The organism is Pseudoalteromonas sp. RW-H-Ap-1 (assembly GCF_048318575.1).
In the GTDB taxonomy this organism is placed as follows: Bacteria; Pseudomonadota; Gammaproteobacteria; order Enterobacterales; family Alteromonadaceae; genus Pseudoalteromonas.
Genome location: NZ_CP166996.1, coordinates 701,487 through 715,594, shown reverse-complemented (window position 1 = coordinate 715,594; position 14,108 = coordinate 701,487). Strand labels below are relative to the sequence as shown.

General features: G+C 39.4%; 17 protein-coding genes and 1 pseudogene. 5 read left to right on the top strand and 13 right to left on the bottom strand.

Annotated elements, in window-relative coordinates; genetic code table 11:
* Position 1: 1 nt before the first annotated feature.
* The 4 genes from mpl to folB all read right to left on the bottom strand — a co-directional run bounded on the left by mpl (position 2) and on the right by folB (position 3,149).
* On the bottom strand, positions 2-1,357 hold the full coding sequence (mpl, locus tag AB8618_RS03335; protein ID WP_413401365.1) for a UDP-N-acetylmuramate:L-alanyl-gamma-D-glutamyl-meso-diaminopimelate ligase: 1,356 nt from the start codon (positions 1,355-1,357) through the stop codon (positions 2-4).
* 146 nt (positions 1,358-1,503) lie between these two features.
* Positions 1,504-2,304 carry an undecaprenyl-diphosphate phosphatase gene (locus AB8618_RS03330; RefSeq protein ID WP_413401364.1) on the bottom strand — a complete coding sequence of 267 codons (801 nt, stop codon included), beginning with the start codon at positions 2,302-2,304 and terminating at the stop codon, positions 1,504-1,506.
* Positions 2,301-2,789, bottom strand: coding sequence for a 2-amino-4-hydroxy-6-hydroxymethyldihydropteridine diphosphokinase (folK, locus tag AB8618_RS03325; protein WP_413401363.1), 489 nt, complete (start codon positions 2,787-2,789; stop codon positions 2,301-2,303). The genes AB8618_RS03330 and folK overlap by 4 nt, the downstream gene beginning before the upstream one ends.
* The gene (gene folB, locus AB8618_RS03320; RefSeq protein WP_413401362.1) at positions 2,790-3,149 is read right to left on the bottom strand and encodes a dihydroneopterin aldolase; all 360 of its coding nucleotides are present in this window, start codon (positions 3,147-3,149) and stop codon (positions 2,790-2,792) included. It lies immediately after the preceding gene.
* A 207-nt stretch (positions 3,150-3,356) separates the two neighbouring features.
* On the opposite strand from folB, the pseudogene plsY reads away from it, so the two are divergent.
* Positions 3,357-3,961, top strand: a pseudogene (gene plsY, locus AB8618_RS03315) (glycerol-3-phosphate 1-O-acyltransferase PlsY).
* Between the two features lie 23 nt (positions 3,962-3,984).
* Here the strand turns inward: plsY and tsaD are convergent.
* The 3 genes from tsaD to AB8618_RS03300 are packed head-to-tail and all read right to left on the bottom strand — an operon-like array spanning position 3,985 to position 5,992.
* On the bottom strand, positions 3,985-4,998 hold the full coding sequence (gene tsaD / locus AB8618_RS03310) for a tRNA (adenosine(37)-N6)-threonylcarbamoyltransferase complex transferase subunit TsaD (protein WP_008115610.1): 1,014 nt from the start codon (positions 4,996-4,998) through the stop codon (positions 3,985-3,987).
* Between the two features lie 45 nt (positions 4,999-5,043).
* A complete protein-coding gene (locus AB8618_RS03305; RefSeq protein WP_413401361.1) occupies positions 5,044-5,634 on the bottom strand; it encodes a YjaG family protein in 591 nt (196 codons plus the stop codon).
* The gene (locus AB8618_RS03300) at positions 5,618-5,992 is read right to left on the bottom strand and encodes a DUF2007 domain-containing protein (protein WP_372239236.1); all 375 of its coding nucleotides are present in this window, start codon (positions 5,990-5,992) and stop codon (positions 5,618-5,620) included. Before AB8618_RS03300 ends, AB8618_RS03305 begins: the two co-directional genes overlap by 17 nt.
* A gap of 63 nt (positions 5,993-6,055) precedes the next feature.
* Between AB8618_RS03300 and AB8618_RS03295 the strand changes: the two genes are divergently transcribed.
* The 3 genes from AB8618_RS03295 (at position 6,056) to AB8618_RS03285 (ending at position 8,505) form a co-directional block, all read left to right on the top strand.
* On the top strand, positions 6,056-6,505 hold the full coding sequence (locus tag AB8618_RS03295) for a DUF2721 domain-containing protein (RefSeq protein ID WP_131690620.1): 450 nt from the start codon (positions 6,056-6,058) through the stop codon (positions 6,503-6,505).
* A gap of 244 nt (positions 6,506-6,749) precedes the next feature.
* A complete protein-coding gene (locus AB8618_RS03290; protein WP_413401360.1) occupies positions 6,750-7,628 on the top strand; it encodes a LysR family transcriptional regulator in 879 nt (292 codons plus the stop codon).
* Positions 7,629-7,884: 256 nt separating this feature from the next.
* Positions 7,885-8,505, top strand: a complete 621-nt coding sequence (locus tag AB8618_RS03285) for a 2OG-Fe(II) oxygenase (RefSeq protein ID WP_413401359.1) — start codon at positions 7,885-7,887, stop codon at positions 8,503-8,505.
* Here the strand turns inward: AB8618_RS03285 and ubiA are convergent.
* Together ubiA and AB8618_RS03275 are read right to left on the bottom strand one after the other, a co-directional pair.
* A complete protein-coding gene (gene ubiA, locus AB8618_RS03280; RefSeq protein WP_413401358.1) occupies positions 8,502-9,380 on the bottom strand; it encodes a 4-hydroxybenzoate octaprenyltransferase in 879 nt (292 codons plus the stop codon). The two genes, AB8618_RS03285 and ubiA, sit on opposite strands and share 4 nt — an antisense overlap.
* A complete protein-coding gene (locus tag AB8618_RS03275) occupies positions 9,377-9,922 on the bottom strand; it encodes a chorismate--pyruvate lyase family protein (protein ID WP_394184709.1) in 546 nt (181 codons plus the stop codon). The genes ubiA and AB8618_RS03275 overlap by 4 nt, the downstream gene beginning before the upstream one ends.
* Before the next feature lie 248 nt (positions 9,923-10,170).
* Here AB8618_RS03275 and AB8618_RS03270 point away from each other — a divergent pair, with 248 nt between their 5' ends.
* The gene (locus AB8618_RS03270; protein ID WP_008115596.1) at positions 10,171-10,569 is read left to right on the top strand and encodes a flagellar basal body-associated protein FliL; all 399 of its coding nucleotides are present in this window, start codon (positions 10,171-10,173) and stop codon (positions 10,567-10,569) included.
* Here AB8618_RS03270 and glpG read toward each other — a convergent pair.
* The 4 genes from glpG to AB8618_RS03250 all read right to left on the bottom strand — a co-directional run bounded on the left by glpG (position 10,566) and on the right by AB8618_RS03250 (position 14,042).
* On the bottom strand, positions 10,566-11,387 hold the full coding sequence (gene glpG / locus AB8618_RS03265) for a rhomboid family intramembrane serine protease GlpG (RefSeq protein ID WP_413401357.1): 822 nt from the start codon (positions 11,385-11,387) through the stop codon (positions 10,566-10,568). The two genes, AB8618_RS03270 and glpG, sit on opposite strands and share 4 nt — an antisense overlap.
* Entirely contained in the window at positions 11,384-11,701 is a 318-nt protein-coding gene (gene glpE, locus AB8618_RS03260; protein WP_413401356.1) for a thiosulfate sulfurtransferase GlpE, read from the bottom strand. The genes glpG and glpE overlap by 4 nt, the downstream gene beginning before the upstream one ends.
* A gap of 66 nt (positions 11,702-11,767) precedes the next feature.
* Positions 11,768-12,793, bottom strand: a complete 1,026-nt coding sequence (gene tdh / locus AB8618_RS03255) for an L-threonine 3-dehydrogenase (RefSeq protein WP_013464286.1) — start codon at positions 12,791-12,793, stop codon at positions 11,768-11,770.
* Between the two features lie 52 nt (positions 12,794-12,845).
* Positions 12,846-14,042, bottom strand: a complete 1,197-nt coding sequence (locus AB8618_RS03250; RefSeq protein WP_178955287.1) for a glycine C-acetyltransferase — start codon at positions 14,040-14,042, stop codon at positions 12,846-12,848.
* Positions 14,043-14,108 lie beyond the last annotated feature (66 nt).

Genomic DNA, 14,108 nt, shown 5'->3' with positions numbered 1-14,108 from the left:
ATTATTCTCCGCTGTATTTATCGGCCAAACCATCAACAAGTTGCTGATGCAGACCATTAAAACCACCATTACTCATAATTAAAACATGTTGATTTGGCTCAATATTCTCAAGCACTGTATCAATAATAGCGGTTGTAGAATCAAAGCACTGCATACCCGCTTTGTCAGCTTGCTCTTTAAGTGACCAGTTTAAATTTTCTGGTTCAAATAACAGCACATCATCTGCATTGCGAAGTGAATCGAGAAGTGTAAATTGATGCACTCCCATTTTCATAGTGTTAGAACGAGGTTCTAAAATCGCAATAATTTTTTCATTGCCCACTTTGGCACGCAGCCCCGCAAGTGTTGTTTGAATCGCGGTAGGGTGATGGGCGAAATCGTCATACACTTTGATATGATTAATATCTGCTTTAAGCTCCATTCGCCTTTTTGGGCTGATAAATTCACTCAAAGCTTCAATACTGTGCTCAATGGCAATTCCTACGTGGCGTGCTGCAGCAATAGCCATCATGGCATTTTTAACGTTATGCTCACCAATCGCTTGCCAACTAACAACGCCTTTTAACTGCTTATTTAGTAAAACATTAAATTGAGAACCATCGGCTTTGAGTAATTCATAACTCCAGTCATCACCTAGAGTTTCGCTCTCGCTCCACAATCCTTTTGCAATCACATCGCTCAGTGCTTCATCATTTTTTGGCCACAGCACTTTGCCGCTTTGCGGTAGTGTACGTATCAAATGGTGAAATTGTTTTTTAATTGCGTTTAAATCTTCAAAAATATCAGCATGATCAAATTCAAGATTATTTAAAATGAGTGTTCGAGGTAGATAATGAACAAATTTACTACGTTTATCAAAAAAGGCCGTGTCGTACTCATCGGCTTCTATAACAAAAAATGGCGTTTGCCCAACTCGCGCAGAAAGACCAAAATTTTGTACAATTCCGCCAATTAAAAAGCCTGGCTTTAAACCCGCATATTCAAGTATCCACGCCAACATACTGGCGGTGGTTGTTTTACCATGAGTTCCTGCCACAGCCAGCACCCATGAATCTTGTAATAAGTTATGTTTTAGCCACTCAGGTCCTGAAGTATAAGGCAGGCTCTTATCGAGTACATATTCAACACACGGGTTACCACGGCTCATAGCATTACCAATAACAACCATGTCTGGAGCTGGCTCTAGTTGAGATACATCATAGCCCTGTGTTAGTTCAATACCCAGTTCTTGTAACTGAGTACTCATTGGTGGATAAACGTTTTGATCCGACCCAGTAACATGATGACCCAATGATTTAGCTATAGCGGCAATACCACCCATAAATGTGCCACAAATACCCAAAATATGTATATGCATTTACTATCCTTTCATCCTGCGCGGAGTTTGCTCTAGGGCAAAGTTTAATGGCGCTATAATGCCAAAATTTAGCTTAAGTTACCATTAACCCTTGGCGCAAATAAAGAAGCCTCCCAAAGTGGGAGGCTTTCCTGAAGATTAATAGCTTATAGCATTAAAAAGAATATTAAACCTATACCTAATAATAAACGATAAATAACAAATGGCAGCATCCCCATTCGCTCAATCACTTTTAAAAACATAAAAATACAAGCATAAGCTGATAAAAACGACAGCACTACACCTAACAATAATGCCGTCCAATCTACGATATGATCGCCTAGAGCAAGTTCTGCGGTGTAATAAAGACCCATCATAGAAATGATTGGAATAGCTAATAAAAACGAAAAGCGCGCTGCACTTTGTTTGTTCATACCTAACATTAAACCCGCTGTCATGGTAATACCTGAACGTGAAGTGCCAGGGATCATTGCAACGGCCTGTGCAAAGCCAATAATGAGGGCCGTTTTCCAGTTTAGCTGATAAATTGTTTTTATTTGCTTACCTTTGGCATCGGCGTACCAAAGTAATAGGCCAAATACGATTGTTGTGGTTGCAATCACCCATGCACTGCGTAAGTACAGTTCAACAAAATCTTTTAACAACAAGCCTAAAATAGCTGCAGGCACAGTGCCTAAGATGATCCACCAACCTAGCTTGCTATCATCTGTTGCGCCCAGCACACCAAACGATTTAAACCAAGCACCGAGTATATCGGCTACTTCTTTACGAAAATAAATAACAACCGCAATTAAAGTGCCTACGTGAACAGCAACATCGAACGCTAACCCTTGATCTTCCCAGCCTAAAATTTGTGACGGTAGAATTAAATGTGCCGAACTCGATATAGGTAAAAACTCAGTAAATCCCTGAATTAGGGCTAAAACAATTATTTCTATAATACTCATGGGTTAGAAAACTCCACCTTCCATAGTTTTTGTTGAGGATTGTTATATGCATTCCATATTTGGGCAATCGTTTGTTTTGCTACCGGATGATAAAAATCAGGGGCCACCTCAGCTAAAGGCTGCAAAACAAAGGCATTTTTAGTAATTTCGTCACGCGGTAATTGTGCTGGGCTCTCGCAAATCACATCATCATAAAAGAGTAAGTCGAGATCCAGAGTACGTGGGCTAAATTTTTTATCATTTGCTTTGCGACCATTATCGCGTTCAATTTGTTTCAATAACGCGCACACATCAACCAGCGCCATGTCAGTGGTGGCGGCAAGTACTGAGTTATAAAAGTTATTACCGGCAAAACCTACAGCTTCACTTTCAAATACTGATGAATGATGTGTGTTTTCAAAGTGCTGTTCTAACGCCACTAGAGCACGACGAATATGCTCTGCCTTGTTAATGTTTGAACCAAGGCTAATAAATATCTGCGCCATTTAAGCCTTAGCCTTAATGCGCGTTATCTCTACACCCACTGTTTGCGCTTGTGAAACTGCAGCAGGCTTGCTAACTCTTATCGTTACTTGTGGAGTATTAAATTCGGTTAAGATTATTTGTGCTAATTGCTCCACCAGCGTTTCTAAAAGCTCGACTGGTTTAGCCGTACTGTGCTCGATAACACGCTCACTCACCTTAGCGTAATCTAATGCTAAGTTAATATCGTCGTTTTGTGCTGCGGGCTTAATGTCGCTTAGCATTTCAATATCAAAGTATAGGCTTTGTTTACTTTTCTTTTCAAAATCATACACCCCGATAATCGTTTCGACATGCAATTGTGATATAAATACCTTGTCCATTGATACTCCAAATGACTGTAACAAGTCACTGAGTTAATTACATATTGTATCAATCAAATTAATACTGTATATACTTTAATCAGTGTTTAAATATACTAAAATTACTTCTACAATAGAATAATTACAAAATTGCGAGTAATTTAAGAAACCCGTAAATTTTGACGCCAATAATAGCTTAAAAGTAATGATTAAAAAATAAGGAAGCGCGTGTTAGTCATTTTAATGTTTGTATTAGCCTATTTGCTCGGCTCGATTTCATCGGCCATTTTAGTGTCGCGGCTATTCAAACTTCCCGATCCACGCACAAATGGCTCCAACAACCCAGGAGCAACCAATGTCTACCGTTTAGGTGGCGCTCTCCCAGCATGCTTAGTGTTAATATTTGATATTTTAAAGGGCACTATACCTGTTTGGGGCGCTTACTTTTTAAAACTAGAGCCGCTAGAGCTCGGTTTAATTGCGGTTGCAGCATGCTTAGGGCACATGTACCCATTATTTTTTAGTTTTAAAGGGGGAAAGCGGTCGCAACAGCATTTGGCTCATTACTACCGATAGGGCTGTCTTTAGGTGGATTATTGATTGGTACTTGGCTGATTATTGTCGCGATTACCCGCTACTCATCGCTTGCAGCGTTAGTTGCTGTAACGCTAGCACCTTTATATACATGGTGGATAAAGCCGTTATATACCTTACCGGTGACCTTTATTACGCTACTGATCATTATTAGGCATCGTACTAATATTGTACGTTTATTTAAGGGTGAAGAACCAAAAGTAGGGACTAAACAAGCCCCTACAGATGATAAGAAGTAATAACTAACTTAAGTTCTGGTTAACTATATTGCTTCTAAGCTATCGATTGGCCAGCGCGGCTTAGTTTTCATATCAAGCGTAGCAAACTGCCCCGCTTTTAAACGCTGCATACCAGCATAAGCAATCATTGCACCATTGTCGGTACAAAACTCAGTGCGAGGGTAATACACTTCGCCCTTCATACCTTGCATCACACGTTCTAATTGCAAACGTAGTTGTGTATTAGCACTTACACCACCGGCTATTACTAAACGTTTAATACCTGTTTGCTTTAGTGCTCGCTTACACTTAATCACTAAAGTATCTATAACGGCTGTTTGAAATGCATGGGCAATATCTGCTTTAGTTTGCTCATCACTGTCGTTCTCACGAATAGCAATCGAAGCAGCGGTTTTTAGACCACTAAAGCTAAAATCAAGACCAGGCTTATCTGTCATCGGGCGTGGAAAAACAAATCGTTTGGCAACGCCTTGCTCAGCCATTTTAGCTAAACGAGGACCGCCAGGGTAATCGAGTCCTAGTAATTTAGCTGTTTTATCAAATGCTTCACCTGCAGCGTCATCTACCGACTCACCCAATACTTCATATTGGCCAATGCCCGCGACCTTTACCATCATGGTATGACCGCCAGATACGAGTAAAGCAATAAATGGAAATTCGGGAACGTTTTCCTCAAGCATTGGCGCTAATAAATGCCCTTCCATATGGTGCACTGCTACAGCTGGAATGTCCCAACCATACGCTAAAGAGCGACCAATTGAGGTGCCCACCAACAATGCCCCCACTAAACCAGGTCCTGCCGTGTAGGCAATGCCGTCTAAATCTTCAGGTCCACAGCCAGCTTGTGCAAATGCCGCATCGATAAGCGGCAATGTTTTACGTACATGATCGCGAGATGCAAGTTCAGGTACCACACCACCGTAATCAGCATGTACTTTTACTTGGCTATATAATTGATGAGCCAGTAGCCCTTTTTCGTCATCATAAATAGCAATACCAGTTTCATCGCATGATGATTCAATGCCTAAAATTCGCATTGTTAATTCTCCTGCCACCTAACAAGGTGTTTAAAACAAAATAACTTAAAGTGCTAAACCAATGTTAGTTTGGCCATCAGCAAGGACATGCTTTTTCAATGCTTTTACATTTTCAGCAGTGATGCGCCCCATTGCCTCTACAAAATCTATTAACTCACCTAATACCTCAATTTCGTATTGCATTAGTGGGTGTTCACGCACTGCTTTATTATCAGCAACATCCCCGTCAACCGTCATTTGATACTCAATAAAGCGAGCCACAGTTGCCTGCGATATTTTACTCACGTTGACAAACTCTTGCTCGTCTTGCGCTAAAAGGCCATGCATTAAGCTCAATAATGAAGTGGCAGCGTCAATGGCAGGATAAGTTCCAAACATATCAAAATCAGCAAGTTCAGGTACATTCGGCTCAATTTTTTCGACTTGCTTTTCTAAGTCAATTTTACTTTTAGGAAGCAGTATCTTTTCCCAACATACATTTAAAGCATTACGTAAAATAACCTCATCGCCAAAACCGGTAGCCTCACTAAATAGTCCATAATTAGGCAACATACGCTCTATTAACGCACTGGCCAATACCGCTTTTTGTAGGTAATTTAATTCTCTAATACGCTGAAAATTATTCGCTTTTGTCATTCTTTAAAGTCCCACATGACCAACAAAAATCAAATGTTGATCCATTATGCTCATTACAGTTAGGGCACACCCAATCTGGAGCGGATTGTTTTACTTGCTGATAGTTTACCAATATTTCGCGTGCATGGCGCTCTTTTATCGCATAAACCTGCACACTTACTTGTGTTTGCTCAAACGGGATCTCGCCCATAGCACCCTGCAGCATTTCACCTTTAATTTGACACTCAATTCCCGCATTAAGAATCAATCCTTTTATAATATTGGCCTCTAAACTATTTTCTGCGTTATAAAGCGTAACCCAATCAAATGATGTTATATTTGAATCGCTATTATTAATATTTTGCAATATCCACCTCATTTACTTTATGTGTACAATTTGCCTGCGTAACCTAAAGCAAATAATATGATTTAAGGACACATTATGACGCTAACTACTCCAGGTTTACTTTTTCCAGCAATCTCGTTGTTATTACTCGCCTATACAAACCGATTTTTAGTGCTAGCGCAACTAATACGAGAACTGAATGCGCGTGAAGGAGAATCTATTCGTCCTGTTGTGGTGGCGCAAATAACCAACCTTAGAAAGCGAATAAAATTAATAAGAACCATGCAAGTATACGGAGTCGCTGCTTTTTTATTATGTACGCTATCCATGTTCGCATTATTTATAGAATTTAATACCACGGGCATTATTTTATTTGGTGTCAGTTTAAGTTGCTTAAGCTTGTCTTTACTCACCTCCTTATTTGAAATTCATATCTCGTGTGATGCCATAGAAATTGAATTACAAAACATTGAAAATAAGCCTTTAAGCAACAGGGTGAGTAAAAATTTTATTGAGCCTAACTCTAAAAGCAAAAACAGCAATTAGCAAACCGAAATTCTAAGAAAACGGTTATAAAATTGCACAAATTAGGCTAATGATAAAACCCAACAGTTACTTAACATTACCCAAAGGTATAACAACTTTTAGCAACTATTCTCTTTAAATAAGGCAAAAAGAAAGTTAATCTAATGAGGTGGTTAAAAACATTACTTCAACTGAACTATAGGGATATAAAGTCAGTATTTAATCTGTGATTCCCCCTAGCTTACCTATAAAAAAGGACTATATAGTGAGATTTGAACAATTAGAACAATTTGTAGCGCTTGGCCTACTTCGTCATTTTAGGCAAGCTGCAGAACAAACCCAAATTAGCACATCTGCGTTAACTCGAAGTATTCAAACTCTTGAAACAGAGCTTGGCTATGAGCTTGTTACTCGCTCTACTCGCTCGGTTAAATTAACTCAAGCAGGCGAACTTTTCCTCGACTTTGCCAAAAATACCCTCAATGAGCTAGAACAAATAAAACATCGTGCTTTTCAGTCTATTAATGGCACTGAAGAGAAAAAACTGGTTATTGGTTACACCACAACAACTAGCAGCATAGTACCAATTACCTGCGGTGAATTTTTAAGCCAATACCCGCATGTTAAAATCGAAATGCAGCTACAAAACAAAACTGAGCTTCATAGAAAGTTACTTCAAGGTGAAATTGACATTAGTGTATGCTCGCAAATAGTCAATAGCATTGGTAGCGACATACAATTACCTGATCAGCTTATTTTATTTTGTTCAAAACAACATCCTTTAGCAAATAAAAGCGATATTAGTAAAAAAGAACTCGAAAGTTATCCAATGTTCAGTTGTTTTTCACAGTCAAAACAAGTGCAATCAATGCTTAATGAAGTAGTAGACTCATTAAATAAAGTATCAACTATTAAAGTGGGCAGTATTGATCAGGTAATGGCCGGACTTGAAAAGTCAGACCATTTTGCCATTGCCGGTATTGAACACACCAGCTCTGTGGCAGAAAACCAAAATTTGATTCAACTTAAAACTAATAACGATATTAGCCATGAGCAACTTATTGTGCAAACCAGCCAGCAAATAGAAGCGGGTGAGCATGTTGACCATTTACTCTCGCTAATAAATAAAGTCTCAAAAGCATAACATTACACCATGCGCTCTATACCAATTTTATTAAAAACATGATCATTTTAGCGTATTAAATGAATCGCTAACTGCGTTAAAAATTATTTATATAGAACAACTATATGTCATCATTTTTGCCTTGCTATCGACTTATTTACTTGTCGCTATAATGGAGCACTCATTTAATGCAATTGGTATGATAACAACTATAAATTTGTAGCTTTAAAGTTTTTTTACATTAAACTAACGCTCCCTACTATTTTGACTAGCGTTAATGAACAACTTTACAGCTTCTGGAATTTATCTAGAGCAGATTGAAACGCATGGTTATGCCATTATTGAAAACGCCATTGATAGTGACCTAATCTTTGATTTAATGGCAGATTGCTACAGAATAAATCCCCACTTTAGCCTTGCTGGTATTGGTCGATTAAATAACTTGCAAATTGATAAGACAGTTCGTAAAGACAAAACCTATTGGTTTGATGGCAGTTCAAATGCACAACTTGGCTACCAGCAAGTAATGGAAGCAGTTCGTAATACGCTTAATCGAAGTTTCTTTATGGGTTTGTTTGATTATGAGTGTCATTATGCAAAATATACGCAAGGTGATTTTTATAAAAAACATGTAGATGCATTTAAAGGTCGTTCAAACCGTGTTTTTACTACCGTATTATATTTGAACTCTCCAGAGAAAGGTGGAGAGCTAGTTATTTACAAACCTAAAAGTAAAGATATAGAAATAGTAATAAAACCCACGGCAGGCACTTTGGTATTATTTGAAAGCGAACGCTTTGTACATGAAGTACTTCCTGCTGTTAATAACCGCTATTCGATTGCTGGTTGGTTCAGAAAAAACGCGTCAATTAGTGGCATTATCGACCCACCCCGTTAAGCAAAAACGGGGTAAGAAAATAATAGACCAATAAAGATAGCCAGTCCTACATAATGGTTATTTAAAAATGCTTTAAAACAATTATCTCGCTGGCGTAAATGAATCAAACGCTGTTGATACACAAGTAACATTGCTGCAACAGCTAATCCCAACCAAAAACCAAATCCTATTTGATTCATCAATCCAATTAAAACCATCAGCGCAAAAAAGCTAAAGTTAAGTAGCGCTATAATGTGGCGGTCATAACTGGCGAATAAAATAGCGGTTGATTTTACTCCTATTTTTAAATCATCGTCTCTATCAACCATGGCGTACATAGTGTCGTAAGCCACCGTCCAGCAAATGTTGGCAATAAATAGCAACCATGCCTGCACGGGTAGAGAGTTTGTTGATGCCATAAAAGCCATAGGGATTGCCCAGCCAAAAGCCGCACCTAATACAACTTGAGGAAGTTGCGTGTAACGTTTCATAAAGGGATAACAAAACGCTAACCCAAGCGCACCAAACGATAATAAAATAGTATTGGTATTAAGCAATAATACTAATATAAAAGCGATGACAACGAGTAATAAAAACAAACTAATTGCTTCACCACTACTTACCGCTCCGGTTGCTAGCGGCCGCTGACAAGTGCGCTTTACTGAGCCATCAATTTTTCTATCTGCAAAGTCATTGATAACGCATCCGGCGCTTCGCATAACTATTACCCCAAGGGTAAACACAATGAAATTCGTTAAGTTAGGCAGACCATCATTCGCTATCCATAGTGCCCAATAAGTTGGCCAAAGTAACAATAAGGTGCCTATGGGCTTATCAATTCGCATTAACTGGATGTAATAGGGTATATGATTAACAGACAAAGCGGCTAGTTTCATGAGTATAAGTAAGCTCCTGGTAAAAAAACCTCACAGACTAAAAATTGATAGTTATGTAAAGAAAATACGCTGCGTCTGCCCAGTAAAGAGCGATTCGGTAAATTAAGTTCGCTCACCAGTGATTGCAATGAGTGGTTATCATCAAAGCGAGCAATTTCAATATCAGTGCGCCTTAACGCAGGATCTTGAAAGATTACATCACCTAACGGGCGTTCTCCCATATTGTGCAGCTGATTGTTTGTATTGTTACTTGTTATTGGCAACCAACTTTGAGCATAAACAATCGGTTGTTCATCACACAACAGTAACACTTCACGGTTAAGTACTGTACTTACCTGCCCACTTAATAGCGTTTGCTGTGATTGCGAAAGGTCTACTTTTTGCTCACTCAACACTTTTACAGCAAAACGCTGAGACTGACTTTTTAATTTAGCCGTTAAAGAATGCGGTTCAAATAACCACTCTTTCTCAGCGTTAGATAAGCCAGTGACTTGAGCGGTACTCTGCCAATCAGCAGATAAAGAAAGAGGAAAAGTAATCACAATAATTCTACTTGAAAAAAATCGATGAGATCATAACATTGCCAACGAATTTGAAAAAGCGCGATTTACTCAATACCAAGCACATCTTGTGTCATAAAAAGCTATTCAGCATTTGACTCCCGCTATTGCCTATCCCAAACTTGAATCCGGAGTACTTTTACAAACACAACAAATAACAGCATCTTGCTGTATCTTATTTACTAATAAGTATAAACTATTTGTAATTAGTTTACGGAAACGCTTTTGAAATGAAAAAAACAGTATTTACAGGCCTTTTTATTCTTTTAGTCAGCCTAACTAGCTTATCAGCACGCGCTGAGTCTACTGTGGGTTATTTTGGGTTTGAGCCAGACATTATTACCAATTACATTGGTCCATCGAGTAAAAAAATGGGTTACGTTCGCGTCACGGTAGATTTAATGCTAAACAAAACATCCGATATTGCCATTGTAGAACACCACACCCCGCTGTTACGTGATGCGCTAGTAGAGATATTATCAAAAGAGCCTGAAAACAAAATAAAGTCTTTAACAGGGCGTGAGCAAATTCGCCTTAAAAGCGCAGAAAAACTAAAAAGCTTACTTAAGGAAGAAACAGGCCAAGAAATAATCCGAGACCTGTTATTTACTAAATATTTATATCATTAGGCGCTTTTTGTTTTAAAAAGCTGAGCGGTATAGGCAAAAGCCATACCGCTAACAAGCCCACCTAAGTGTGCCCAATTAGCCATTCCAACAAATAATACATCTGCAAAACCAAGTACTAACCATACCAGCATAAAACCAACAATTGCGGTTGTAACCAGTGCAGGCTGTTTAGGGTTAAGCGCGCTGTAAATCCAACAAAAGCCTAACAACCCATATACAACACCGCTAAGCCCACCAAAGTTAGGACCGACCATTAAGTACTGTGCCCAATTACTTATTAAAGCGGTAACTAAAAACAGCCCGATTAAACTCGACTTACCGCATTGCTTTTCAATGTTGTCACCCAGCGATACCCACCAGATTAAGTTAAACACAATATGCATAGCGCTAAAATGCATAATAGCAGGTGTTAACCAGGTAAGTGGTGACGCAGGATTGAACTGCAACGCCATATAAATAGGCTCAAACGCACCAAATAACAAAGCAACATAAACAACTATGCTGAGAATACTAATACCTTGATTAAGCCAGCTTAAGGCTTTAAAACGAGCGACTAAATTAAGTGACTGCCCTTGATACTTTAACGGTGACTGCGTAGTACCTACTTGCCATGATGCTTGTTGGTAACGCTCATGATTAGGGTTTTTGGCAAATTCGTTCCATAAAGGCTGCACTGCATGGAAGTCTTCAGGTGCCACACTAATAACAAGCGTATGGCCATCCTCAGTACGAATTTGCCCTGTAAGCCCTTGGCTTTTTAGGTAATCTATAAAGCCCTGTGCAGCACGGGGGTTAGTTAGACTGCCTAGCTCTATCATCGTGCTACTTTATCCTTGTAAGCGGCTTCCCACGCAGTAAAACCGCCATCCATGCTGTAAACATCTTCAAAGCCTTGCTCTACTAAGTAGCTGGCAGCACCTTGTGAACTCATGCCGTGATAACAAACAATAATAATCGGCTGGTCAAACTCTTTTTCCATCATAAATTGGGCGATATTTGCATTTGAAAGCGCTTCAGAGCCAGGAATGTGCCCTGTCTGATACGAATTAGGATCGCGAATATCGGCAATCACCACATCCTCTTGATCTAGTAGTTCGAGGGTTTGTGCGATTGATATATGTTTAAATGCCATAGTACTCTCTTATAATTACAAAAAAGGCGACAAATGCCGCCTTTAATTCTCTTAACAAGGGGATAATTAATCCCAGTTAAGAATTACTTTACCCGATTGGCCTGAAATCATCATATCAAAGCCAGCTTGGAAGTCATCAATTGAATACTGATGAGTAATAATTGGTTTTAAATCAAGTCCTGATTGAATCAAGCTGGCCATTTTGTACCAAGTTTCAAACATCTCACGACCGTAAATACCTTTGATCACTAAGCCTTTAAAAATTACTTGATTCCAATCGACCGCCATATCTGAAGGTGGAATACCTAACATGGCAATTTTGCCGCCATGATTCATGTTATTTAACATGGCATTAAATGCACTAGGAACACCTGACATCTCTAAGCCAATATCAAAGCCTTCGGTCATACCTAGATCTTTAGCTACATCTTCAAGCTTTTCATTTGCAACGTTTACAGCACGCGTTGCGCCCATTTTACGCGCTAAGTCTAGGCGGTATTCATTTACGTCGGTAATAACCACATGACGTGCACCTACATGTTTAGCTACAGCTGCAGCCATAATACCAATAGGGCCTGCACCGGTGATTAATACATCTTCACCCACTAAATCAAACGATAATGCGGTATGTACTGCATTACCAAACGGGTCAAAAATAGAGGCAAGTTCATCGCTAATGTTATCTGGAATTTTAAATGCATTAAATGCTGGGATCACTAAGTACTCAGCAAATGCACCTTCGCGGTTAACACCCACACCGGTTGTATTTCGGCATAAATGAACGCGTCCAGCACGACAGTTACGACAATGACCACAGGTTATGTGACCTTCACCCGATACACGGTCACCAACTTCAAAACCGCGAACTTCTTGTCCCATGTCAATTACTTCACCCACGTATTCGTGGCCAACCACCATAGGCGTAGGAATGGTGTTCTGTGCCCACTCATCCCACTTATAAATGTGAACATCGGTGCCACAAATAGCCGTTTTACGTATCTTAATTAACAGATCGTTATGACCCACTTCAGGCTTTGGCGCATCTGTCATCCAAATGCCCGGTTCTGCTTTTAACTTTGATAATGCTTTCATAATCCACACTCAATTAAAAAATCGCGACTATAACCGCGATTTAACAAGAAAATTAAATAACACCAATCTCTTTACCAATACGGGTAAAGGCTGCAATGGCTGTATCAAGTTGTTCCTTGCTGTGCGCTGCAGATATCTGGGTACGAATACGCGCCTGACCTTTTGGTACAACAGGGAATGAGAACCCAGTTACATAAATCCCTTCGGCCAAAAGCTTATCAGCCATAAGTGACGCTACTTTTGCATCCCCTAGCATCACTGGAATAATCGCATGATCTTTACCTGCACAGGTAAAACCTGCCGTTTCCATTTGCTCGCGAAAGTATTTAGCATTTGACCATAGCTTAGCGCGAAGCTCACCGCCATTTTCAAGCATTTCTAGCACTTTGATTGACGCTGTTACAATTGAAGGCGCTAATGAATTTGAAAATAAGTATGGACGTGAACGCTGACGAAGCCACTCAACAATTTCTTTTTTACCTGAGGTGTAACCACCAGATGCTCCACCAAGCGCTTTACCTAAGGTACCAGTAATAATATCAACACGGTCGAGTACATTACAGTACTCAGGTGTACCCTTACCGTTTTCGCCAACAAAACCAACGGCATGTGAATCATCAACCATAACGAGTGCGTCGTATTTGTCGGCTAAATCACACACTGCTTCTAAATTACAAATAACGCCATCCATTGAGAACACGCCATCAGTAGCAATTAGTTTAGTTTTAGCACCAGCTTCATCGGCTGCAATTAATTGCTTTTCTAAATCTGCCATATCGTTATTTGCATAACGGAAACGCTTTGCTTTACATAAACGAACACCATCAATAATAGAAGCATGGTTTAATGAATCAGAAATAATCGCATCGTCTGCACCTAAAATAGTTTCAAACAAGCCCGTATTCGCATCAAAACATGATGAATACAAAATGGTGTCTTCAGTCTCTAAAAATTGACTGATTTTTTTCTCAAGCGTCTTATGAATATCTTGTGTGCCACAAATGAAACGCACAGATGCCACACCGAAACCATGGTCATCTAAACCTTTTTGTGCAGCTGCAATTAGCTCTGGGCTGTTAGCTAAACCTAAGTAGTTGTTAGCACAAAAATTAATAACTTTATCACCTGATGCCACTTCAATTTGAGCTTGCTGCTGTGAAGTGATAACACGTTCATTTTTGTACAAACCTTCAGCTTTAACGTCTTCGATTTGCTGTTGTAATTGGCTAAAAAAAGCAGATGCTCTCATCTGTGATCTCCATTTGGTTGAACGGGTTAAACAGCAGACGCGTTGCTGCTATTTATAATGCGGGTA